25 protein-coding genes are annotated in these 22122 nt (G+C 68.2%); 11 read left to right on the forward strand and 14 right to left on the reverse strand.

Annotation, left to right across the window (positions count from 1 at the left end):
• Positions 1–7: 7 nt before the first annotated feature.
• Positions 8–676 carry a TrmH family RNA methyltransferase gene (locus DIZ26_RS33545; protein ID WP_112248562.1) on the reverse strand — a complete coding sequence of 223 codons (669 nt, stop codon included), beginning with the start codon at positions 674–676 and terminating at the stop codon, positions 8–10.
• A gap of 24 nt (positions 677–700) precedes the next feature.
• On the opposite strand from DIZ26_RS33545, the gene DIZ26_RS33550 reads away from it, so the two are divergent.
• Positions 701–1366: a DedA family protein gene (locus DIZ26_RS33550; RefSeq protein WP_232828780.1), complete on the forward strand. Its 666-nt coding sequence runs from the start codon at positions 701–703 to the stop codon at positions 1364–1366.
• On the opposite strand, the gene DIZ26_RS33555 is transcribed toward DIZ26_RS33550, so the two are convergent.
• The 8 genes from DIZ26_RS33555 to DIZ26_RS33590 all read right to left on the reverse strand — a co-directional run bounded on the left by DIZ26_RS33555 (position 1337) and on the right by DIZ26_RS33590 (position 9310).
• Positions 1337–1741, reverse strand: coding sequence for a hypothetical protein (locus DIZ26_RS33555; protein ID WP_112248563.1), 405 nt, complete (start codon positions 1739–1741; stop codon positions 1337–1339). The two genes, DIZ26_RS33550 and DIZ26_RS33555, sit on opposite strands and share 30 nt — an antisense overlap.
• 130 nt (positions 1742–1871) lie before the next feature.
• Positions 1872–4895 (reverse strand): AfsR/SARP family transcriptional regulator, encoded by a 3024-nt coding sequence (locus DIZ26_RS33560; protein WP_232828781.1) that lies wholly within the window; start codon positions 4893–4895, stop codon positions 1872–1874.
• A gap of 312 nt (positions 4896–5207) precedes the next feature.
• The gene (locus tag DIZ26_RS33565) at positions 5208–6011 is read right to left on the reverse strand and encodes a LemA family protein (protein WP_112248564.1); all 804 of its coding nucleotides are present in this window, start codon (positions 6009–6011) and stop codon (positions 5208–5210) included.
• A 58-nt stretch (positions 6012–6069) separates the two neighbouring features.
• Positions 6070–6738 (reverse strand): type III secretion system chaperone family protein, encoded by a 669-nt coding sequence (locus DIZ26_RS33570; RefSeq protein ID WP_112248565.1) that lies wholly within the window; start codon positions 6736–6738, stop codon positions 6070–6072.
• Complete coding sequence (locus DIZ26_RS33575; protein ID WP_112248566.1) at positions 6738–7412, reverse strand: hypothetical protein; 675 nt, start codon at positions 7410–7412, stop codon at positions 6738–6740. The genes DIZ26_RS33570 and DIZ26_RS33575 overlap by 1 nt, the downstream gene beginning before the upstream one ends.
• 9 nt (positions 7413–7421) lie before the next feature.
• The gene (locus DIZ26_RS33580; protein ID WP_112248567.1) at positions 7422–8117 is read right to left on the reverse strand and encodes a hypothetical protein; all 696 of its coding nucleotides are present in this window, start codon (positions 8115–8117) and stop codon (positions 7422–7424) included.
• Positions 8117–8662, reverse strand: a complete 546-nt coding sequence (gene pyrE / locus DIZ26_RS33585) for an orotate phosphoribosyltransferase (RefSeq protein ID WP_112248568.1) — start codon at positions 8660–8662, stop codon at positions 8117–8119. Before pyrE ends, DIZ26_RS33580 begins: the two co-directional genes overlap by 1 nt.
• An 18-nt stretch (positions 8663–8680) precedes the next feature.
• Complete coding sequence (locus tag DIZ26_RS33590; RefSeq protein ID WP_112248569.1) at positions 8681–9310, reverse strand: class E sortase; 630 nt, start codon at positions 9308–9310, stop codon at positions 8681–8683.
• Between the two features lie 134 nt (positions 9311–9444).
• On the opposite strand from DIZ26_RS33590, the gene tdh reads away from it, so the two are divergent.
• The 4 genes from tdh (at position 9445) to DIZ26_RS33610 (ending at position 13676) form a co-directional block, all read left to right on the forward strand.
• A complete protein-coding gene (gene tdh / locus DIZ26_RS33595; RefSeq protein WP_112248570.1) occupies positions 9445–10494 on the forward strand; it encodes an L-threonine 3-dehydrogenase in 1050 nt (349 codons plus the stop codon).
• The gene (locus tag DIZ26_RS33600; protein WP_112248571.1) at positions 10494–11672 is read left to right on the forward strand and encodes a glycine C-acetyltransferase; all 1179 of its coding nucleotides are present in this window, start codon (positions 10494–10496) and stop codon (positions 11670–11672) included. Before tdh ends, DIZ26_RS33600 begins: the two co-directional genes overlap by 1 nt.
• Positions 11673–11703: 31 nt before the next feature.
• Positions 11704–12789 carry a winged helix DNA-binding domain-containing protein gene (locus DIZ26_RS33605; RefSeq protein ID WP_112248572.1) on the forward strand — a complete coding sequence of 362 codons (1086 nt, stop codon included), beginning with the start codon at positions 11704–11706 and terminating at the stop codon, positions 12787–12789.
• A 62-nt stretch (positions 12790–12851) separates the two neighbouring features.
• A complete protein-coding gene (locus tag DIZ26_RS33610; RefSeq protein ID WP_112248573.1) occupies positions 12852–13676 on the forward strand; it encodes an aldo/keto reductase in 825 nt (274 codons plus the stop codon).
• An 8-nt stretch (positions 13677–13684) separates the two neighbouring features.
• On the opposite strand, the gene DIZ26_RS33615 is transcribed toward DIZ26_RS33610, so the two are convergent.
• Complete coding sequence (locus tag DIZ26_RS33615) at positions 13685–14551, reverse strand: LysR family transcriptional regulator (protein ID WP_198676402.1); 867 nt, start codon at positions 14549–14551, stop codon at positions 13685–13687.
• Between the two features lie 259 nt (positions 14552–14810).
• On the opposite strand from DIZ26_RS33615, the gene DIZ26_RS33620 reads away from it, so the two are divergent.
• The 4 genes from DIZ26_RS33620 to DIZ26_RS33635 are packed head-to-tail and all read left to right on the forward strand — an operon-like array spanning position 14811 to position 18010.
• Positions 14811–15728 carry a LysR family transcriptional regulator gene (locus tag DIZ26_RS33620; RefSeq protein WP_112248575.1) on the forward strand — a complete coding sequence of 306 codons (918 nt, stop codon included), beginning with the start codon at positions 14811–14813 and terminating at the stop codon, positions 15726–15728.
• 45 nt (positions 15729–15773) lie between these two features.
• On the forward strand, positions 15774–16403 hold the full coding sequence (locus DIZ26_RS33625) for a glycosyltransferase (RefSeq protein WP_112248576.1): 630 nt from the start codon (positions 15774–15776) through the stop codon (positions 16401–16403).
• A 12-nt stretch (positions 16404–16415) separates the two neighbouring features.
• Positions 16416–16940, forward strand: coding sequence for a SigE family RNA polymerase sigma factor (locus tag DIZ26_RS33630; RefSeq protein ID WP_112248577.1), 525 nt, complete (start codon positions 16416–16418; stop codon positions 16938–16940).
• Positions 16937–18010, forward strand: coding sequence for a hypothetical protein (locus DIZ26_RS33635; protein ID WP_112248578.1), 1074 nt, complete (start codon positions 16937–16939; stop codon positions 18008–18010). The genes DIZ26_RS33630 and DIZ26_RS33635 overlap by 4 nt, the downstream gene beginning before the upstream one ends.
• A 1-nt stretch (position 18011) precedes the next feature.
• Here the strand turns inward: DIZ26_RS33635 and DIZ26_RS33640 are convergent, their stop codons facing one another.
• Positions 18012–18383: a winged helix-turn-helix transcriptional regulator gene (locus tag DIZ26_RS33640; RefSeq protein ID WP_112248579.1), complete on the reverse strand. Its 372-nt coding sequence runs from the start codon at positions 18381–18383 to the stop codon at positions 18012–18014.
• Positions 18384–18499: 116 nt separating this feature from the next.
• Between DIZ26_RS33640 and DIZ26_RS33645 the strand changes: the two genes are divergently transcribed.
• A complete protein-coding gene (locus DIZ26_RS33645; RefSeq protein WP_112248580.1) occupies positions 18500–19366 on the forward strand; it encodes an SDR family oxidoreductase in 867 nt (288 codons plus the stop codon).
• Between the two features lie 16 nt (positions 19367–19382).
• Here DIZ26_RS33645 and DIZ26_RS33650 read toward each other — a convergent pair whose 3' ends face one another.
• Positions 19383–19715 carry a hypothetical protein gene (locus DIZ26_RS33650; RefSeq protein ID WP_157979889.1) on the reverse strand — a complete coding sequence of 111 codons (333 nt, stop codon included), beginning with the start codon at positions 19713–19715 and terminating at the stop codon, positions 19383–19385.
• Positions 19716–20267: 552 nt separating this feature from the next.
• The gene (locus tag DIZ26_RS33655) at positions 20268–21035 is read right to left on the reverse strand and encodes an SDR family NAD(P)-dependent oxidoreductase (RefSeq protein ID WP_112248582.1); all 768 of its coding nucleotides are present in this window, start codon (positions 21033–21035) and stop codon (positions 20268–20270) included.
• Between the two features lie 146 nt (positions 21036–21181).
• On the opposite strand from DIZ26_RS33655, the gene DIZ26_RS33660 reads away from it, so the two are divergent.
• The gene (locus tag DIZ26_RS33660) at positions 21182–21334 is read left to right on the forward strand and encodes a hypothetical protein (protein WP_198676403.1); all 153 of its coding nucleotides are present in this window, start codon (positions 21182–21184) and stop codon (positions 21332–21334) included.
• Positions 21335–21337: 3 nt separating this feature from the next.
• Here the strand turns inward: DIZ26_RS33660 and DIZ26_RS33665 are convergent, their stop codons facing one another.
• Positions 21338–22090 carry a lipoate--protein ligase family protein gene (locus DIZ26_RS33665; protein WP_232828782.1) on the reverse strand — a complete coding sequence of 251 codons (753 nt, stop codon included), beginning with the start codon at positions 22088–22090 and terminating at the stop codon, positions 21338–21340.
• Between the last annotated feature and the right edge of the window lie 32 nt (positions 22091–22122).

Raw genomic sequence — 22122 nt, forward strand, 5'->3', positions numbered from 1 at the left:
ACCCGGGCTAGGGCTTTTGACCGAAGGTGTGGCGGCGGATCCAGGCGTGCATCGCGATGGCCGCCGCCGCGCTGGCGTTGATCGAGCGGGTGGAACCGAACTGGGCGATCGACAGCACATCGGTGCAGATCGCGTGCGCCGCCTCGGTCAGCCCGGGGCCTTCCTGGCCGAACAGCAGGACGCACGACGGCGGCAGGTCGTACGTCTCCAGCGGGACCGAGCCGGGCAGGTTGTCGATCCCGATCACCGGCAGCTTGCGCTCTTCGGCGTACGCCGCGAGGCCGGCCAGTTCGGGATGGTGCCGGACATGTTGATAGCGGTCCGTCACCATCGCGCCGCGGCGGTTCCACTTCCGGTTCCCGACGATATGCACCTCCTCGGCGAGGAAGGCGTTCGCAGTACGGACAACCGAGCCGATGTTCAGATCGTGCTGCCAGTTCTCGATCGCGACGTGGAACGGGTGCCGATGCGCGTCGAGATCCTCGACGATCGCCTCCAGCCGCCAGTAGCGGTATTTGTCCACCACGTTGCGCCGATCGCCCGTCGCGAGCAGTTCGGGATCGAGCCGCGGGTCGTCCGGCAGGTCGCCCTGCCAAGGGCCCACTCCGACCTCCGGCGCGGCGACCAGATCGGTTCCGATCAGGTCGGTTGCGTTCTCGCGATTGGCTTCCTGCATGGGTCGGGACGCTACCCTGTGGCCGTGCTCTTACAGATCGCGATGCTGATGCCGAACTGGATGGACCCGGAATACCTGCTGAACTGGCTGGGTGACTGGTCACTCTGGGGCACGGCCGCGGTCGTCTTCATCGAATGCGGGTTGCTGTTCCCGATCCTGCCCGGTGACTCGCTGCTGTTCGCGGTCGGGCTGTTCATCGCCCGGGGCGCCATCGACGTGCCGCTGTGGCTGGCCTGCGTGATCCTGACCGTCTCCGCGTTCCTCGGCAACGTGTCCGGCTACTACATCGGCCGGGCGCTCGGGACGTCGTTGTTCCGGAACCCGGACGCGAAGTTCCTGAAACCGAAGTACATCGAGCAGACGCACGACTTCTTCGAGCGGTACGGTCCGCGGGCGCTGGTGCTGGCCCGGTTCGTGCCGATCGTGCGCACGTTCATCACGATCGTGGCCGGTGCCGGCCGGATGGACCCGCGCAAGTTCTTCCTCTGGACCGGCATCGGCGCGGTCCTGTGGGCCACCGGCATCACGTTGCTCGGGCACGCCCTGGGCAAGGTGAAGTTCATCCACGACCACCTCGAGCCGGCCCTGGTCCTGCTGGTGCTGATCTCGCTGGTGCCGATGCTGATCGAGTACCTGCTGGCCAGGCGCCGCGGGCGGAACTCAGTGGGCGAACGGGAAGTGGGCGTCTGACCAGACGTAGTCGGTGCTGAGCTCGCTCAGCTCCGCTACGCCGACCTGACCGCCCGGTAGCGGGCCGACCACCTGGCCGGACCCGAGTGAACACGCCACCCGGATCCGGTCCGCCGCCTGGTACCAGACCAGTGCCCCCCGTGGCACCGCCCCTTCGTGCAACAGGGCGTGATGGTCGAGCCAGCGCAGGGCGTCGGCCGGATCGTGCCAGCCGCTGTCCTGCGCGTATCCGAACGCCATGCGCTGGAACTTCAGCGACCAGTCCTGCCAGGCCGCGGACCCCACCCGCTCCAGCTGCCAACTCAGCGCGGACTCCGTGTCCCGCGGGTTCGAGACCCACTCGACAGTCCGGCGCTCCACCGCGATCTCCCCCATGGCCGTGCTCCCCCATCCGCCGGCCGTTGCCGAGGCATGCAGAATTCTCACCCGCCCACATACACCGCCGATACATTCCAACCATCACCTCGTGAAGAGATGCGGTATCTCGTGAAGAGATGCGGTGACGTCAGCCGGTGGCCTGGGTGGTGGGTGCCAGGGCGGCGAGGGCCTGGCGGGATTCGGTGAGTTTGGTGTCGTTGCCGACCTGTTGCCAGGCACGGACCGCGCGGCTGAGGTAGCGGCGGGCGAAGTCTTCGTTGCCGGTGCTCGCGTGCAGCCGGCCGAGGTGCAGCGCCGCGGCGCCCTCGACACTGCGATCGCCGAGCCTGGTACCGATCTCGATCGCGTCCAGCAGCATTCGCCGCGCTGCTGCACCTTCGCCGACCAGGATGAGCGCGTGCCCCAGTTCGGCCCGTGTGTACGCCGCGCAGTGGTCGTCACCGAGTCCGTTGAAGATCGCCAGCGACGCCTGCAACTGGCGGACCGCCTGCGCCGGGTTGCCCTGCTGTACCCGGAGTCCCGCGATCCCTCGGCGTACCTTGGCGACCCGGTGCACGTCGCCTCGGCGTACGCCGGTCAGGTAGGCCTCGGCCAGGTACCGCCCGGCCATCACCAGATCGCCGCGCGCCCGCCAGATCGACGCGGCCGCCGTCCGGGCGACCGCCTCGCCGTTGGCGTTCTGCACCTCGACAAAGGCATCGAAGGCCCGCTCGTACTGCGCGAGCGCTTCGTCCGGCCGGCCGCGTTCCCGCAGCCACGTCCCCAGCCCGACCGCGCTGACGCCCGTCCCGAGCCGGTCGCCGACCTCGGCGAAGATCGTCGCCGCCTCGTTCAGGTGGTACCAGGCGGGCTCCCAGTCGTCGCGGTAGAGCGCGAGCTGGCCGAGGTTGCGGTGCATGATCGCCTCACCGTGCCGGTTCCCGCACGCGATCGCGCTGGCCAGGCCGGCCTGGTGCGACTCGTTCCAGTCGTCGAAGCCGGCCCGCATGTCGAGGTACGGCCCCCAGCCGGCCGCGATCCGCCAGGCGTACTCGTGCAGCCCGTTCTGCGCCGCGGCCCTGATCGCCGGGACGAACGTGCTCCGATCGCTGTCGAACCAGGCGATCGCGTCCGCGTCCGTGAACGGCGCAGGCCCTGGTGACGGCGCGGGACCGGGCTGGTCGAGCACTCCGAAGTACACGACCGGTAACGCGGCGCCGGCCCGGCGGACCTTGTGCAGCAGGGCATCCAGGACCGTCGTGAGGTCCTTGACCGCCTGCGCCTTCTGCTCCTCGTCGCCGACGCCGATCGCATGCAGCCGGAGCAGATCGTGCACCCTGTACCGCGCTTTGCCGCTGTCGTCGACCGAGCTGATCTGGACCAGGTTCACCTCGATCAGGCGATCCAGGCTTCGGCGTACCGAGGCAGGTGAAGCGACCGGTTCGAGTACGCGAGCGGAGAAGACGCCGACCGCGAACCGTCCGATCAGCCGGTAGAGCCGAGCCTCCTCGGCGCTGAGCGAGCCGTAGCTCAGATCCGCACTGGTCCGTACGGCGAGCTCCCCGATGCTCAGCTCGTCCAGCCGCTGGGTCTCGTCCCGCAATCGCCGGGCCAGCTCGGTCGGGCTCAGGTCGGGCCGCTGCGCCAAGCGTGAGGCGACGATCCGGATCGCCAGCGGCAGGTTGCCGCAGGCCGACAGGATCTCTTCGGCCGCGGGCGACTTGGTATCGACACGACCGCTGCCGGCGACGCGCTCCAGCAACTCGGACGCCTCGCTGTCGTTGAAGGTGTCCAACGGCATGCTGTCCGCACCGGCGAGGTCGATCAAGCGGTTACGGCTGGTGACGACCACCGCCGAGGCACCGGTTCCAGGCATCAACGGCGCGACCTGGCCGGCCGAAGCCACGTCGTCGAGGATGATCAGCACCCGGCGGCTGGCCAGCTCGGACCGCAGCATCGCCGACCTGCGATCCGGGTCCGTAGGTACGGCGTAGTCCGGCATGTTCAGGCTGAGCAGCAGGTCCGTCAGCGCACCACCGGCGTCGCGCGGCTGGGTGGCGCCGCGCATGTCCAGGTAGATCTGACCGTCCGGGAAGCTGTCCCGGACCAGGTGCCCGAGCCGGACGGCCAGCGAGGTCTTGCCTGTCCCGGGCGCTCCCGAGATCACCGCGACCGGCGGACGCACCGGATCGCGTCCACAGACCAGATCCCGCAACTGCTCGAGCTTCTGCTTCCGGCCGCTGAAGTCGGGCAGGTCGAGCGGCAACTGACTCGGCGGCCGCTGCGGATCCGAGAGCACCGGCGCTGCCATCGGACCCGGTACTACGTCCTCGCCCGGCGGCCGGCGATTCGTCGTACGGGCTGCTGGGATGCCTGGGTCGGGCCAGTTCGCCGACCGGCCGTTCTCGGCGCGGGCGCCGGCGGCCAGGAGTTCGGGGCCCGGTTCGATGTTCAGCTCATCCGCGAGGGTCTGGACGGCTTTGCGGTACGCCGCCCGCGCTTCACCGGTTCGGCCGGCTGCCACCAGCGCGTCGACGAGCCGCCGCCAGAGCTGTTCGTCGTACGGGTCCTCGGTGAGACGCCCGCTGAGCAGCACAGCCGCGCCGGTCGCGTCGCCGTACTCGAGCCGCAGGTCGAGTAGTCCGTCGACGAGCCCCCGGTACTGCGCTTCCAGCCGGGAGATGGAGCCTTCCCAGGCCGCCGACATCGTCAGGTCCTCCAGCGGATGTCCTCGCCACAGCGTGTAGGCGTGCGACAGCACCTCCATGGCCTGGCGGCTCTCACCGACGTCGCGCAGGTGACCGCCTTCAGCCAGCAGGGACTCGAACCGGCTGGAGTCCAGCTCGTCGACACCGACCTCGATGCTGTACCCGGCGGCGGACGTGTCGATCGGCGCCGGCAACCCGGCATCCTGCAGGACACCGCGCAGCGCACGGACGTAGGTGCGGATGTTCGCCGTCGCCGAGCGGGGCGGACTGCCCTCCCAGAGGGCGTCGGCGATCAGGTCGGTGGAGACGAACCGGTTCGGGTGCAGCAGCAAGGTGGCGAGCAACTGGCGTGGTTTGCTGGCCTTGAGCGGTTCGCCTTTGACCTTGCTGAGGCGCAACGGGCCGAGAATCTGGTACTTCAGATTCTCCACTTGGCTGCCCTCTCCGACGGTGAACGGCCCCATCGTCACATCCCGGCCCACCTGCCGGGAAGCGCCCGGCGCTGCGATGTACGTCGCGATGTACGGCGGATGTATCCGGGCCCGGCACTGTTGTCCTCGGTACCGGGGGGAGGGCAGGCCCGGGAGTGGCGAGTGACCATCGTCGCACCCGGGCCTGGAATTGACCTGGGTTCACTGAGCTTCGGCCGCGGGGCGGGGCCGGGGGGAGTTCGCGAGAGCGGTTCGGGGGACGGCGAAACGGCCGGAACCGCGCCTTGCGACACGGTCCCGGCCGAAGCTCAGGGAATCCGGAACACCGGTGGCAGTGCGGGGGTGTTACTGCCCACCGGTGAACGGCGGTTGGCCGTCCTGCGGTCCGGGGGCACCCGCGGGCGGCCCACCCACCGGCGGCTGACCGGCGTACGGCGACTGGCCCTGCGGCGGGAACTGGGGCTGACCCTGTTGGGGATATCCGCCCTGCTCGTTACCGGGCATCTGCGGCTGGATCTGGCCCGACGACTGACTGCCCTGCTGCATCTGCGGCGGCGCCTGCTCACCGGCGACCGAGCCGATGGTGCCGAACGAGACCTGCGGGACCGAGCGGACCGACTCGTCCTTGACCTCGAAGTAGCCGGCCTTCTCGAACTTGAACCCGCCCGCGATCAGGTTCGACGGGAACGACTCGACCCGGGTGTTGTAGTCGCCCACGTTCGCGTTGTAGAACCGGCGGCCGGCCGCGATCCGGTCCTCGGTGTCGGTCAGCTCGCGCTGCAGGTTGAGGAAGTTCTGGTTCGACTGGATCTGCGGGTAGGCCTCGACCGAGATCATCATCTGCCGCAGCGCGCCCGACAGCTGCCCCTCGGCGGCGGCCCGCTGCTCCGGCGACGCGCCTTCCGCGCTGACCGCCTGCGTCCGCAGCCGGGCGACCTCCTCGAACACGTGCCGCTCGTGCGCGGCGAACGCCCGGACGGTCTCGACCAGGTTCGGGATCAGGTCGTAGCGGCGGTGCAGTTCGACGTCGATCTGCCGCCAGGACTCCTGGATCAGGTTCCGCTGCTTGACGAACCGGTTGTACGAAACGATCAGCGCGATCGCCACGATCACAACGATCGCGACAACCACCACGATGACAAGCGTCATTCCCTGCTCCCGAGTCTCGAAGATCCTCCCGCGACTCTAACCCCGCCCCGGGTCCGCATCAGTCAGCGCGACGCGCAGCACGCCCGTAGTCCGCCCACACGAACGACGGAATCAGCTCGGCAATCCCAGCCAGGTACTCCGCCCGCTCAAGAACCATCGCCGGCAGCAGCCGCCCCTCGGTCCAGCACACCAGATCAGCGCCTTCGATCCGCCACGGCAAGCCCTCACCGGAGAGGAGGAAGGCCATCATCCGCGGATGCATCATCGCGTGCCCGTAGCGCCGGTCTGCCGCGGCAACGGCGAACTCGCGGTTGAACTCCTCGCTCTCCGGCTCGATCCGGTGCGACCGGAACGAGTCCAGCACGCCGGAACCCGGCCAGCGGTAGGTCATCTCGATTTGGGGCAACTCGGCCTGCAGCCGGATGACCAGCACGACGAACTGCTGTGCGGGTCTACCGATGTCGATGTACATGTAGTCGAAAGCAATTACGCGGCGGCCGTGCCGGTAGCCGGTGAGGACGTTGCGCGCGACCCGGATATCGCCTCGCCCGAAAGGCGAGCCGCGCCAACGGCGTACCAATTCCCTGTTGGAAGCCGCGTAGAAGAAGCCGATCTCGAGCGCGTACTCGGCCAGCGCCCGGTCCACGGAATCGCGTGAGCGGAACGCGCGGACCACCACGATCCCCAGCCCCGCCAGCACTGCGAGAACTCCGGAGAAGGCGAGCATCACGTGCGGGGGTCGGTGTTGGTGTAGTCGCGCCAGATGAAGGGTGGGATGTGGTTGGCGATCTGGGTGAGGAGGGTGAGGCGGCGTTCCAGTTCGGTGGGGGTGTGGGTGCCGGCGTACCAGCCGAGGAGGTGTTCGTCCATGATTCGCCAGCCGAACTCGCCGCGGTCGAGGAGGAGCTCCATCAGGCGGGGGTGGATGACCGCGCGGGCGTACTTCTCGTCCGGCGAGGTGATCCGGAACGTCCGGTTGAAGATCTCGCTCTCGAACCGGATGTCCTGGCGTGCCTCGACCGGGTTGACGAGCAGCTTCTCGTGCTCGACCTCCAGCCACGGCAACGCCGCCGGGAGTTGCATCGCGATGACCCCGAACCGGCGCGGCGGTTTGTCCGATCGCACCCGGAACGGCTGATAGCTGTAGTCGAAGGCGATGAACTTGCGCCCGTCCCACGATCCACGCAGTACGTTCGTCGCCGACCGCTCGTCGCCGCGCCCGAACGGCTCCCCCGGCCATTTGCCGACCAAGCCCGGCTCGTCGGGGTTGAACGACCATCCGCGGGCCGCCGCAAGCTCGCTGACCAGACTCATGCGTGCCTGGGTCGACAGCCAGCGCCGTACGAGAAATGCGACCGCGACGGCGATCAGCAGCAGCGATACAAGCGTCGTACCTTCCATCGCTGAAGGCTATTGCCTGCTCGGGTCGACTCCTGCGTAGTCGCGCCAGACGTACGGCGGAATGTTGGCGAGCACCGATTGGAGGAGCTGGAGGCGGTTCATCACCTCGGTGGGAGTGTGTGGGCCGGCGTCCCAGCCGACCAGCGAGTTGCCCTCGATCCGCCAGGCGATCTCGCCGCGGGCCAGCAGGAGTTCCATCATCTGCGGGTGGATCACCGCGTGCCCGAAGCGCTGGTCGGCCGCGGTCACCCGGAAGGTCCGGTTGAACTGCTCGCTCTCGAACCGGATGTCGCCGAAGCCGAGCGCCTTCGCGACCGCGCCGCCGAAGATGCCTTCGTGCCCGACCTCGAGGTTCGGCAGCGGCGCCGGCAACTGCATCACCACGACGCCGAACTTGTGCGTCGTGGTGCGGCGCTGGCCTTTCCCGTTCGTCGTGTGGGTCTGGTAGCTGTAGTCGAAGGCAACCATCTGGTGACCCTGGAACTGCCCGCTCAGCACATTCCGCACGCGCCAGTGATCACCGGTCTGGAACGGCGTGCCGCCCCATCGGCTCGCCAGTGCATTGTTCTCCGGCAGGTACGAGAAGCCTTGCTGCGCGGCGAAAGCGGCGAAGGCCTCGCGGCGCTTCTTCGCGTTCACGTAATTGACGTACGCGACCAGCCCGCCGATCGCCAGGCCGGCGACGACGACGAGGGCGAGCTCCATCAGTCGAGGCCCAGCTCCTCGAGCCCGAACACCGTGCGGTACTCCAGGCCCTCCGATTCGACCTTCTCCCGCGCCCCGGTCGACCGGTCGACGATCACGGCGACAGCGACCACCTCGGCACCCGCCTCGCGCAACGCCTCGACCGCGGTCAGCACCGACCCGCCGGTGGTCGAAGTGTCCTCGACAGCGAGCACCCGGCGCCCCTTGACGTCCGGTCCCTCGATCCGCCGCTGCAACCCGTGCGTCTTCTCGGCCTTCCGTACGACGAACGCGTCGAGCTTGCGTCCCTGCTGAGCCGCCGCGTGCAGCATCGACATCGCCACCGGGTCGGCACCCAGGGTGAGCCCGCCGACCGCGTCGTACTCCAGATCCGCGGTGAGCTCCAGCATCGCCGGCCCGATCAGCGGAGCCGCCTCGGCATCCAGCGTGATCCTGCGCAGATCGACGTAGTAATCCGCTTCCTTGCCCGAGGCCAGCGTCACCCGCCCGTGCACGATCGCCTTGGACTTGACCTGCTCCAGCAACCCATCCCGATCAACGCTCATGAGCGTCGAGCATACGGGTCAGCTCTTCGGAGTCACCTTGGTGAGGTGGGCGAAAGCGACCGATCGGTCCGGGGAGTGGAAGAGGTCCTGGCAGGTGGTGAGGGTGAGGATCGAGGCGGTCGGTACTTCGGTGGGCTCGCCGGGCACCGGGTCGAGGACCCAGGTGTCGGCCGGCTTGACGGTCAGGTCGCGCGGCGAGGCGTCCAGCTCGTAGGTGTAGACGGCGTCGGCCGTCTCGACGATCACCTCGTCCCCCTTGACCAGGTCGAGCAGCTTCCCGAACGGCGACCCGTGGGTGACCCGGTGCCCCGCGACCGCGAAGTTGCCCGGCTCCCCCGGCAGTTGGGTGTCCGGGTAGTGGCCGATTCCCTTCGCCAGGTCGTCCTTGCCGACGCCTTCGACGACCGGCTTCTCCCAGTCCGCGCCGAACTTGGGGATCCGGAGCAGCACTTCCGCCGTACCGGCTGGTCTCGGTGCCTTGTCAGGGACTTCGGCCGCCCAGCGGTCGCGCAGGTCCCGCTTGCCCTGGTCCATCGTGTGGTTCGAGGTGACGGCCGTTCCGAAGTACTGCCAGCCGGCCCAACCGAGCAGCCCGACCCCGGTGACGAGCAGAGCCGTGCCCAGCCCTCGTACTACGCCCCGTGCCATGGCGCCCAGTATCCCTGCGACCCCCTGCGTCCTTTCGTGCAGGGGAACTGCAAAGCCTGTGTACGACGTGTCGATGGACGCCGGTGGTTGCCCGGGATAACGATGTGGAAGGCAATCTCCTGAGGAGGTACGCGGTGAAAGCGCTGGTCAAGGCCGAGAGCAGGCCGGGACTGTGGTTGCAGGACGTCCCCGAGCCGAAGATCGAGGCGGACGAGGTGCTGATCAAGGTCCTCCGGACAGGGCTGTGCGGGACCGATCTGCACATCCAGAGCTGGGACCCGTGGGCGCAGAAGAACGTGCCGGTGCCGATGGTGACCGGGCACGAGTTCTGCGGCGAGGTGGTGGAGATCGGCGCCGGCGTACGGGATGTCGCCGTCGGTGACATCGTCAGCGGCGAGGGGCACCTGATCTGCGGGCGGTGCCGCAACTGCCGCGCCGGCCGCCGGCACCTGTGCATCAAGACGCGCGGGCTCGGCGTCCACGTGCCGGGCGCGTTCGCGGAGTACGTGAGCCTGCCGGCTCTCAACGTCTGGGTGCACCGGGACCCACTCGACCTGGATGTCGCCGCGATCTTCGATCCTTTTGGCAACGCGGTGCACACCGCGCTGTCGTTCCCCGTCGTTGGGGAGGACGTGCTGATCACCGGTGCGGGGCCGATCGGGATCATGGCCGCCGCGGTCGCTCTGCACGCAGGGGCGCGAAACGTGGTGATCACGGACCTTTCCGACTACCGGCTGGAGCTGGCCCGCAAGATCGGCGTCACGCACGCGGTCAACGTCGGCGAGCAGAGCATCGCCGACGCGCAGCGCTCGCTGGGTATGCGCGAGGGCTTCGACGTCGGGATGGAGATGTCGGGGCAGCCGGCCGCGCTGCGCGACATGCTCGCGAACATGAACCACGGCGGCAAGATCGCGATGCTCGGGCTGCCGGCCGACGAGATCGCGATCGACTGGAGCACCGTCGTACTGAACATGCTGACGATCAAGGGCATCTACGGTCGCGAGATGTTCGAGACGTGGTACTCGATGTCGGTGATGCTGGAGCGCGGGCTGGATCTCGCCCCGGTGATCACGCACCGGTTCGGGTACGCCGACTTCGAGGCAGCCTTCGACGTGGCGCGACAAGGGCAGTGCGGCAAGGTGATCCTGGACTGGACCAAGGCTAGCTTCGAGGGGAATGTCTGATGTTCGGCAAGATGCGGGAAGACCTGGCAGGCACCATCGGCGAGATCCGCGACGCGGGGCTGTACAAGTCCGAGCGGGTGATCACGTCACCGCAGAACGCCGGCATCTCTGTTGCCTCGGGCAACGTGCTGAACTTCTGCGCCAACAACTACCTCGGCCTGGCGGATCACCCCGACGTCATCGCGGCGGCCCGGGAAGCCTTGGATCGTTGGGGTTTCGGGATGGCTTCGGTGCGTTTCATCTGCGGCACCCAGCAGATCCACAAAGACCTGGAAGATGCCTTGAGCAACTTCCTCGGCGCCGAGGACACCATCCTTTACAGCTCCTGCTTCGACGCGAACGGCGGTCTCTTCGAGACGCTGCTCGGCGCTGAGGACGCGGTGATCTCCGACGAGCTGAACCACGCCAGCATCATCGACGGCATCCGGTTGTCGAAGGCTCGCCGCTACCGGTACAAGAACCGCGACATGGCCGACCTGGAAGCACAGTTGAAGGACGCCGCGGACGCGCGGTACCGGCTGATCGCCACCGACGGCGTGTTCTCGATGGACGGCTACGTTGCGCCGCTGGACGAGATCTGCGACCTGGCCGACCGGTACGACGCGCTGGTGATGGTGGACGACTCGCACGCGGTCGGCTTCGTCGGCCCGGACGGAGCCGGTACGCCGTCGCTGTTCGGCGTGAAGGACCGGGTGGACATCCTCACCGGCACCCTCGGCAAAGCGCTCGGCGGCGCATCGGGTGGATACGTCGCCGCCCGCCGCGAGATCGTCGAGCTCCTCCGCCAGCGGTCCCGGCCGTACCTGTTCTCCAACTCGCTGGCGCCCTCGGTCACGGCAGCTTCGCTGAAGGCGCTCGAACTGATCGGCTCCACCAGCGACCTACGCGACAAACTCGCCGCCAACACCAAACTCTTCCGCACGAAGATGACCGAAGCCGGCTTCGACATCCTCCCCGGCGACCACCCCATCTCCCCGGTGATGATCGGCGACGCCGCCCAAGCCGCCCGCCTAGCCGACAAACTCCTCGACCTCGGCGTCTACGTCATCGGCTTCTCCTACCCGGTGGTCCCGCACGGCAAGGCCCGAATCCGAACCCAACTCTCCGCCGCCCACTCCACCGAAGACGTAGAACAGGCCATAACAGCCTTCATCCAAGCCCGCGCCGCCCTCAGCTGAAACTGTCGGCCTGGGTCGTCATGATGTCCGTATGACGACCCTCTCGGCTCGTGCCGTCAATCGTGCGACTCTCGCTCGGCAACTGTTGCTGGAGCGGGCCGACGTTGGGGTTGTGGGGGCGGTTGAGCGGTTGGTGGGAATGCAGGGGCAGGAGGCCAAGCATCCGTTTGTGGGGTTGTGGGGGCGGGTGGAGGGGTTCACCGACGAGCAGCTGACCGCGGCGGTGGAGAAGCGGGAGGTGGTGCGGGCCACCTTGTTTCGGGGGACGTTGCATCTGGTGGCCGCGGCGGACTACCTGCGGTTCCGGAGCACGATGGGGCCGATTCTCGAGGGTGGGTTGAAGATGCTCGGGGAGCGGGCCGAAGGGCTGGATGTCGGCAAGGTGGTAGCGGCGGCGAAGAAGCTGCTGGCGAAGGAGCCGTTGACGTTCACCGAGGTGCGCGACGCGCTCCAGAAGCAGTTCCCCGAGGTCAATGACCGCGCGCTCGGGTTCTGCACGCGGATGATGGTGCCGCTGGTGATGTACCCGACCGACACCCGCTGGGGCTGGCCGGCGAACGCCCGGTTCACCCCCGCCGAGGAGTGGCTGAAGCACAAGCTCCACCCCACCGCAGTACCGGACGAGCTCGTACTGCGGTACCTCGCCGCGTTCGGCCCCGCGACTCCAGCCGACTTCCAGACCTGGTCCGGCCTGCCGAAGGCGAAGCCGGTGTTCGACGGGCTGGAGCTCGAGCAGTTCAAGGACGACAACGGCAAGACCCTGTACGACGTACCGGATGCGCCGCGCCCCGATCCGGACACGCCGGCGCCCGTCCGGTTCCTGCCGGAGTTCGACAATCTTCTGCTCGCCCATGCGAAGCGCGAGCGGATCATCGCCGACGAGCACCGCCCGGCTGTCTTCACCAAGAACCTACGGATCAAGTCGACGTACACGGTCGACGGCCACGTCGCCGGCCTGTGGACGACCGAGAGGAAGCGCGGTGTGGCCACTCTCACGCTCACCCCGTTCGGCCGGACGACGAAGAAGGCAGCGAGCGAGCTGGAGCGGGAAGGGAGCGCGTTGCTGCGGTTCCTGGAGCCGGATGCGAAGACCTACGAGTTGGTTACGGGCAGTTGATGAGGTTGTTGTCACACGTCGGATGACTGGGCTACGACCGTTGCTACCAGTGGAATAGACGGATGAGCACAGTCCCCACCATCACTCTGGACAACGGCGTCGAGATCCCGCAGCTGGGCCTGGGGGTCTGGCAGATCGAGGACGACGTCGTCACCGGTGTCGTCGAGTCGGCCTTCGAGGCCGGCTACCGGCATGTCGACACCGCCGCGATCTACGGCAACGAGAAGGGGGTCGGCCGCGCGATCGCCGCCGCCGGCCTGCCCCGCGAGGAGCTGTTCATCACCACCAAGGTGTGGAACAGCGAGCAGGGGTTCGACTCCACCCTCAAGGCGTTCGACGAGAGCCTCGCGCGGCTCGGCCTCGACCACGTCGACCTGTACCTGATCCACTGGCAGGCGTTGAAGAAGGACAAGTACGTCGAGACCTGGAAAGCGTTCGAGCAGCTGTACGCCGACAAGCGGGTGCGCTCGATCGGCGTCTCCAACTTCCACATCCCTGCCCTGCAACGGCTCTTCGACGAGACCGACGTACGCCCGATGGTGAACCAGATCGAGCTGCACCCGGCCCTGCCGCAGGACGAACTGCGGGCGTTCAACGCGGAGAACGACATCGTCACCCAGGCGTGGAGCCCGCTGGCGTCCGGTGAGCTGCTCGGCGACGCGACGCTGGCGAAGCTCGGCGAGAAGCACGGCAAGACGCCGGCGCAAGTGGTCATCCGCTGGCACCTGCAGCTCGGCAACGTGGTGATCCCGAAGTCGAAGACTCCGAGCCGGGTCGCCGAGAACATCGACGTCTTCGACTTCACGCTGGACAACGAGGACATGGCCGCCATCGCCGACCTCGAAACCGGCCACCGCACCGGCGGCGACCCCGACACCTTCGGCTGATCAGCGCTTCAGACCAGTTGGAGGAATCGCTCCAGGACGGGTGAGGAGTTGTCCGGCGACCAGGCTACGGAGAGTTGCCAGGGCGGGAGGTTGTCGGACAACTTGCGGTAGACGACGGCTTCCGGGTCGATCGGCGGGGTCGGGGCGATCAGCAGCGACACCCCGAGCCCGGCGGCGACAAGCGCCACGATCGTCTGTACGTCAGCGCCCTCCTGCACGATCCGCGGTACGAAACCGGCTGCCCGGCAGTAGCCGACGATCGCGTCGTGGACCGACGGCCCGGTCGCCCGGGTGTAGAGCACGAAGGTCTCCTCGGCCAACTCGGCCAGGCCGATCCGCTTGCGCTTCGCGAGCCGATGTCCCGCGGGCAACGCCACCACCAACGGATCGTGCGAGACCACCCGCGACGAAAGCCCCGGCTCGGCCGCCGGCAACCGGAGCAGACCGACATCGATCCGCCCGTCGCGCAAGGCGTCCGTCTGACGCAGCGTCGTCATCGTCTCCAGGTCGAGCACGACCTCGGGATACGCCGCGCGGAACGTCCCGAGCAACCGCGGCAACGCCTCGAAGGTCGCGGACTGAACGAATCGCAACCGGAGCGTCCCCAACTCCCCGCGGTGGGTCCGCTGCGCGGTACGAACCGCTTCGTCCGCCCGCCGCAGCAACTCCTTCGCGTCGACGAGAAAGGCCTCCCCGGCGGCTGTCAGTACGAACCGTCGCTTCACCCGGGCGAACAACTCGACCCCGAGGTCGTGTTCGAGTGCCGCGATCTGCCGGCTCAGCGACGGCTGGGTGAGATGCAGCCGGACCGCGGCACGCCCCACGTTCAGTTCCTCGGCGACCACCACGAACGAGTTCAGCTGGCGAAGCTCCATCGCCACATCATGCACCACACGCATCAACTCTGCGGAAAACTCTCATTGGACGTATCAACAGCGGCTCCGTAGCGTCGAAACCGACGAAAGGAACCGCAGATGTACGTCTTCCCGATCACCGTTATCGCCAAGGTCGCCAAGGAGTCCAGGTCGGGCTTCGCCGACGCCCCGGTCGTCCCCTACGACCCGCCCCGCCCGCACTGGTTCAGCCGCCGGCTGCACCGCCGGTCGACGGCGGCCGTATGCCAAGCTGAGCATCGTGATCGAAGTCCGAAGGCTGCGGGTGCTCCGCGCACTTGCTGATCACGGCACCGTGACGGCGGCCGCCGAGGTGCTGCACCTGACCCCGTCGGCCGTCTCCCAGCAACTCGCCGCCCTGGAATCCGAGGTCGGCCAGGAGCTGCTCGAACGCCGCGGCCGCCGGGTCGCGATCACCTCGGCCGGCCGCCTGCTGCTCAGTCACGCCGACACCATCCTCACCGACGTCGAACGTGCCGAGGACGCGATGCGCCTGTACGCCGAAGGCGCCACCGGCGAGCTCCGGATCGCCGCCTTCGCGACCGCGATCAACCTCCTGGTCGCCCCGTCGCTGGCCCGCCTCCGGACGACCACGCCCGGCCTGCGCCTCGTAGTACGCGATGCCGAAGGCCATCAGGGCATCACCCAGTTGCTCGACGGCGAGGTGGAGTTGGCCGTCGCCGTCGAGCACCGGGGATCGCTCCGCTCCGACGACCACCGGCTGACCCGGATCCCCTTGTACGCCGAGCCTTTCGTGGCCCTGCTTCCGGCCGGCCACCCCGCCGCCGCCGACGCCGCGGTCGATCTCGCGAAGCTGGCCGACGACGACTGGGTCATGACCTCGATCGGCAATCCGATCCGCGACGTCGTCCTGCTCGCCTGCGAACAAGCGGGTTTCGCTCCCCGCATCGCCCACCACTCCGACGACTTCAGTGCCGTGGCCGCCCTGGCAGCCGCGGGCGCGGGCGTCTCACTGGTCCCCCAGCTGGCGCTCCCTCACCCCGGCACTGCCGTACTACGTCCGCTCGCGCCGCCCACGCCTACTCGCCGCGTCTACGCCGCCACCCGCACGGGCCGGGCCGCCCATCCGTTGATCAAGGCAACGATCAGCGCGCTGTCCGAGACGGCCGCCGCACTCCCGCTGACCACGACTAGGTGACCCACGTCACACAACGCATCTGCCGGGTGTGGTGGTCAGTGGGTTGTGAGCGTTCAGTTGAGCGTCGTCATCCCCGCGCGTGACGGGGACGACGCGCGGTTGCCGGCGACATTGCGCTGCCTGGTGGCGCACCTGCAGCAGCAGGAGAAGGGCTGGGAGGTCCTCGTCGTCGACGAAGGCTCGTCGGATCAGGTCGCCCGCGCGGTGGCGGTACTCGGGGACGACCGGGTGCGGCTGATCCGGCGGCCGGGCAGGCGCGGCAAGGGGCACGCGGCGCGGATCGGCGTACTGGCTTCTCGAGGCGCGCGCGTGTTGATGTGCGACCCGGGGAACGCGACGCCGATCGAGGAGTTGCCCAGGTTGCACGACGCGCTCGAAGAGGGCGCGAGTGTGGCGATCGGGTCGCGTCGGCCGCCTTCACCGGTGCGGAAGCATCCACTGCGCCAGTTCTGCGGCTGGATCGGCACCGGCCTGATCCAGCTTGTCGCCGCACCCGGCATGCAGGACGCCACCACCGGGTTCAACCTGTACGACGGTCCGCGGGCCCGGGTGGTCTTCCAGCGCGCCAGACTGGACAGCGGTTCGGACGCCGAAGTACTCCACCTGTTTCGCCGGCTCGGGCTGCAGGTCGTCGAGGTCCCGGTGCGCTGGTCCGATCCTCTCGGCTCGAACTGAGAGGGGCGGGTCGTGCGGGCGCAGGACGAGCGGCAGTACGTCGAGTACGTGACCGCGCGACTGCCTGACCTGCGCCGCCTCGCCGGGTCGCTCTGCAAGGACGCGCACCGGGCCGACGACGTCGTACAGAACGCGATCACCAAGCTCTACGTGCACTGGCGTCGCGCCCGGGGGGCCGACAACCTCGACGCCTACGTACGGACCATCGTCGTCCGCACGTTCCTCAACGACCAGCGGCTGCGCTGGTCGCGGGTGCGCCTCACCGACGAGCTCACCGAGTTGCCCGCGGATCAGCCACGCGAGGTCGAGACGCGTCTGGTGATCGCGGATGCCCTTCAGCGGCTGCCCCCGAAGCTGCGCGCAGTACTGGTACTGCGCTTTCTCTACGACCTCTCCGTGCGCGAAGCCGCCGCCACCCTCGGGTGTTCGGAGAACACCGTGAAGAGCCAGACCGCCCGCGGCCTCGCCGTACTGCGGCAGTCGCTCGGCGACCGCGTGGACCTCAGACCTCAAGCAGGGAAGGGAGTAGCACAATGAAGACCGAGGACGAGGACTACACCGGCCTGCTGCAGGCACTCCGTGAAGACACGACTCCGGACACCGGCGGCATCAGCGTCGACCGCGCGATCCAGGACGGCCGCCGGACCGTACGCCGGCACCGCATCGCGGGCGGTGCAGCAGTCATCGCGCTGATCGCCGCCGTGTCCACTGCTCCCCTGCTCCTGAACGGCATCGGCAACTCGGACGACGGAGTCGCCGTCGCGCCGTCGCCCGGATCCGTGCAGTTCTTCGGTGTCTGGTCCCAGGTCTTCGAGGCCGGGTCGGCGGGAGGCTTCACGCCGTACCGCTACAAGACTGGTAGGTACTGGCAGGAGATCGCCCTGCGGCCCGCGACGACCGGACTGGGCAAAGAGGCGTGGGCCGGTGTGACCATGCTGGCGCAAGGGATCGAACCCGAGACGAGCGACAAAAGCTGGGCCGAGAAGAGCCCGATCGCGAACATCGAGGATCGGCCGGCCTACCTTCTCGATCAGGCCAAGGCCAGCGTCAGGATCGCCTGGCAGTACGCCGAGAACAGTTGGGGAATTGTCACGGTGACCGGCTACTCGGCCGCTCAGGTGGATCGGGCGCGGCAGATCGCCGAGAGCGTGCACCGCGGCGCCGGGCGGCCGGTGACGGTTCCGTTCACCGTCAGTCGCGCGGCGATCGGCTCCGAACTGGAGGTGACCAGCGTCTCGACCCCCATCGGGAGCGGTACGCCCGATCCGACGACGCCGACGGAGTACCTGCTCGGCCTCGACGTCGGGGCCGGGACCGAGAGTGGGTCCGTCATCGAATCGGTGGGCTCTGGGCCGCTGCCGCCGGCCGAACGACAGCCACAGCTCACCGTCGGCATCACCACGCCGCCACCGGCCTTCGCACCGACGACGACCGTGAACGGGCGGCCGGCCGAGGTCCATCCCGACGACAATTATACCCGGTTCAGCCTGACGAAGGGGTACCTCGCCATCGCCGAGCAGTCGCCGCTCTCGTCGTACCTGACGAACTTCACCGCCATCGCGGCCTCGATCAAGCTGGCCGGCCCGAACGGCGACCCGGTGCGATGAGTCAGACCTTGGCCTCGTCGTACGCGGCGCGGGCGGCTTGTACCTCGGGGACCCTGTGCTCGACCCAGCGGGCGAGGCTGGAGACCTGCTCGGCGGCTTCCTGGCCCAGCGGCGTCAGAGAGTAGTCGACGCGAGGCGGGATGACCGGCTTGGCGTCGCGGAGTACGAAGCCGTCCCGCTCCAGCGCCTGGAGGGTCTGAGCGAGCATCTTCTCGCTCACGCCACCGACGTGCCGGCGGAGCTCGCTGAACCGGTACGAGCGCTCGCCCAGGGCCGCGAGGACCAGGACACCCCAGCGGCTGGTGACGTGCTCGAGGATCACGCGCGACGGGCAATTGACGCGATTCACGTCGGGGATCAGCAGCTCGGTCATCGTCGGTCTCCTCTAGCTCACCTGAGGACTAGTACCTTACTTCAAAGTGGGTACTTATGTGAAGTTAGTACCCACCCTAGAGTTAGTGCCACAACCTATCTCTCAGGAGTTTTTTGATGAGCATCGTCATCACCGGCGCGACCGGACATCTCGGCCGCCTCGTCATCGCCGACCTGCTGGCCGCCGGTGTGCCCGCCGACGGAATCACGGCCGTTGCCCGGAGCAAGGAAAAGGCAGCGGACCTGGCCGAGCAGGGCATTCAGGTGCTCGAGGCCGACTACGACCGGCCGGAGACGTTCGCGGGTGCGTTCGACGCCGCGGACCGGGTGCTGCTGATCTCGGCGAGCGAGGCCGGCCGGCGGATCCCGCAGCACCAGGCCGTGATCGACGCGGCCAAGGCGGCGGGGGTCGCGCAACTCGCGTACACGGGCATCTTCGGCGGGCCCAAGGCCGACTTCCTGCTGGCGGCGGACCACCGCGCGACCGAGCAGCTGATCCTCGACTCCGGTCTGCCCTACACCTTCCTGCGCAACAACTGGTACACCGAGATGCTGACCGGCGGCCTCGCCGGTGTCGTCGAGCACGGCGCGGTCGTCAACGGCGTCGCGACGGAGAGCACGCTCGCGACGGCGACGCGGGCCGACTACGCGGCCGCGGCGGCCGTTGCCGTGAGCACCGATGGTCATCTGAACAAGGCCTACGAGCTCGGCGGCGACACGGCCTGGACCTTCGGCGACTTCGCGGCCGAGGTCACCCGGCAGACCGGCAAGCCGGTCGTGCACCAGACGATCAGCCACGACGAGAACCTCGCCCGCCTGATCGGCTACGGCATCCCCGAAGCCTTCGCCGAGATCCTCGCCGACGTGGACGACGCCATCAGTCGCGGCGCCCTGTCCGCCACCCCAGGCGACCTCTCCCGCCTGATCGGCCGCCCGACCACCCCCCTGGCCGACACAATCGCCGCCGAACTCGCGGCCAGCTGACCCGGCGTACCGACGGTTATGGGAGATGGGCAGCGGCGAGGCGGGCGAACTTCTCGAAGTTGGCCGGCTTGACGCCCTTGCCCATCTCGCGGAAGGCGATCACGCTCACGACGCTGCCCTTGAGCGTCACGGCGTACGGAAAACCACCGTCCTCGCTCCCCGGATCGGACGGCAGCGGATAGTCGTACCAGCGCAGGATCGACGTCGCGTCCCCCACCGCCAGCGTCCGGTTCTCGGTCAGCTTCCGCGCATGCGTCGGCGCCGGCCGCGCCGCCTTGCACGACTTGATCGTCTTCACAATCGACCCGTACGCCGCCTTCGCCGCGCCCGGCGTCTTGTAACGACTCAACCACTGCCCACCCGACGCATCCAACCCATTGGCATAGTTGCGATCCAAACTCCCTGCAACCCCATCCCCCCGAGTGGACCCCCGCCCACAAACCGGCGTACTGGCACTCCCCACAGTCTCCGCCCACCGCCGCCCCGGATCCGCCTTGGCCACCTCCACGCCCGTCAGCAGCATCGAGGCCACCAACCTCACCTGCTTGCCCGGCGAGGAACTAGGAGTAGGCCCACCAGGAGTCTGACTCGGCCCATCACTCGGCGTCGCAGTACCAGGCGTCGATGGCGTCCCACTCGGCGTACCAACAGTCCCGCTAGGCACCGAAGTCATTGGCGCACTAGGAGTCTCACTAGGCGTACCACCCCCCGCTGCCGGCTTCTGATCGTTGCCACAAGCCCCCACCGACAACCCCACCACTACCACAGCGGCAACCACCGCGACCCGCTTCGATCCCCGTACGCCCATCCCCGACCAACCTTCCCGCGAAGCTTCCCTTGCCCCTGGGACGCTAGCGAGAAGGACGAAGTTGAGTTGGGATTTCGGCCGCGACCGGCCGGATCAGGCTCGGCGGCGGCCGTCGAGGCCTACGGTGGAGAGGCGGGCTATGAGGGTTCGGGGGGTGTAGCGGGCGGCGGTGGTGATGAGTTTGTAGCGGCGGCTGGGGATGGAGATGGCCTTGCCGCGCATCAGGTCGGACCAGGCTTCGTCGACGAGGTCGGTTGCGTCCAGCCACATGAAGGACGGGATGATGGTTTTGTCCATTCCCATTCGTTCGTGGAACTCGGTGTGGACGAAGCCGGGGCAGAGAGCCATCACGGCGACGCCCTTGGAGTGCAGCTCGATCGCCAAGCCTGCGGTGAAGTTGGTGACCCACGACTTGTGGGCGCTGTAGCTGCCGCGCTGCAGGAAGCCCGCGACGGACGACACGTTGATCACGGCACCCGAGCCGCGTTCGATCATCGGCAGTACGGCGGCATGGGTGAGCCGCATGACCACGCGGACCAGGAGATCGAGCTGTTTCTCCTCGACCTCGATCGGGTTCGCCCAGAACGGTTTCTTCTGCCCGAAGCCGGCGTTGTTCACCAGTACTTCGATCGGCCCGGTGCCGAATCGCTGCTCGACGCGGGCGAGTTGATCGGGCTCAGTCAGATCCGCCGCCAGCACCTCACAGGCCACACCGTGCAACTGGGTGAGCTCCGTGGCGACCTCCTTCAGCCGCGCCTCGTCCCGCGCGACCAGCACCAGGTCATACCCTTCGCTCGCCAACTTGTCCGCAAAGGCCCGCCCGATCCCCGCAGTAGGCCCAGTGATGAGCGCTGTCGCCACAGCTCCATTCCTCCCGTCGATGACCCAGCCAGTCTGTCACTACTTGGCGCTCTCAGCTGCGTGGTCGGGGGTGAGGGTGGCGGCCAGTTGAAGGGTTGCGTCCCTCCAGTGGCGCGGAGGCTTCTGCGTTCTTCGACGATCTCGCGGTGAACCTCGACGTGCCGGAGCAGCTGGGGATGGCGACGGTCTGGGTCGGCGGAGAGCCCGGGCCCGGCCCGGCGCAGTACGAGGCCGTCGGTCCACGGCGGCGACGGGTCTGGGATCTCGCTGCCTATCTGCGTTCGCTGCCCTCGGCGTGAGGCTTAAACGGCGGGTGGTCTGTGGTCGGCGGCCAAATCTGTAGCCAACTGGAGAGTCGCGGCGTCGAGAGGTGTGGGGGCGCCTGCGTTGTAGGCGGTGAGGATGCGGTGCTCGACGGTGGAGACGTCGAGGCCGGGGAGTTCTGATGACAAGGAGCCGACCGAGGCTGCGTCGAAGGGGAGGTCGAGGTGGCGGTAGATGTCGGTCAGCAGTGGTCGAAGGAGTTCGTCGTCCCCTACGACGAGCAGGGCGCTGAAGAGCCAGCCGTGGCTGACGACTCGTTGGCCTGTGCCGACGAGCTTCACAACGCCGCGAGCGTTGACGCTGTGGGCGCCAGGGCAGTATTCCCCCGGTACTGCGCCGACTCGTGCGTCGATGCCCAGCTCGCGCAGCACCTCGGCGTACAGCGAGCCGTACTCCCTGAACCGGGTCTCCATCCCCTCCGGCGCCAGCGACTCGTGCTTGACGTGGTCGACCACCAACGCCTCGGTCGTATAGGCGACCGGCCTCCCACCGACCGCTCGCACCAGCGGCTCGAAGCCTGCTGAGCGAGCAGCCTGTACCGCGGCTTGGAACCCGGGGAGCCGCGTGTCCCGTCGACCGAAGACGACCACGGGCGAGGCCGGCCGATAGATGCGCAACGCCTCGGTCACTTCACCGCTCGAGGCCCGCCGGACCAGCGCATGCGCGACGGCCAGCTCCATCGCCTCGTCACCACCGACCGACCCGCCCGCGTAGAGCCGTACCCCGGTCACAGCTGTGGTCCTCCCGTCGACGCCCGCCTCAG

Source organism: Kribbella monticola (genome assembly GCF_003261635.1).
Classification (GTDB): Bacteria; Actinomycetota; Actinomycetes; order Propionibacteriales; family Kribbellaceae; genus Kribbella; species Kribbella monticola.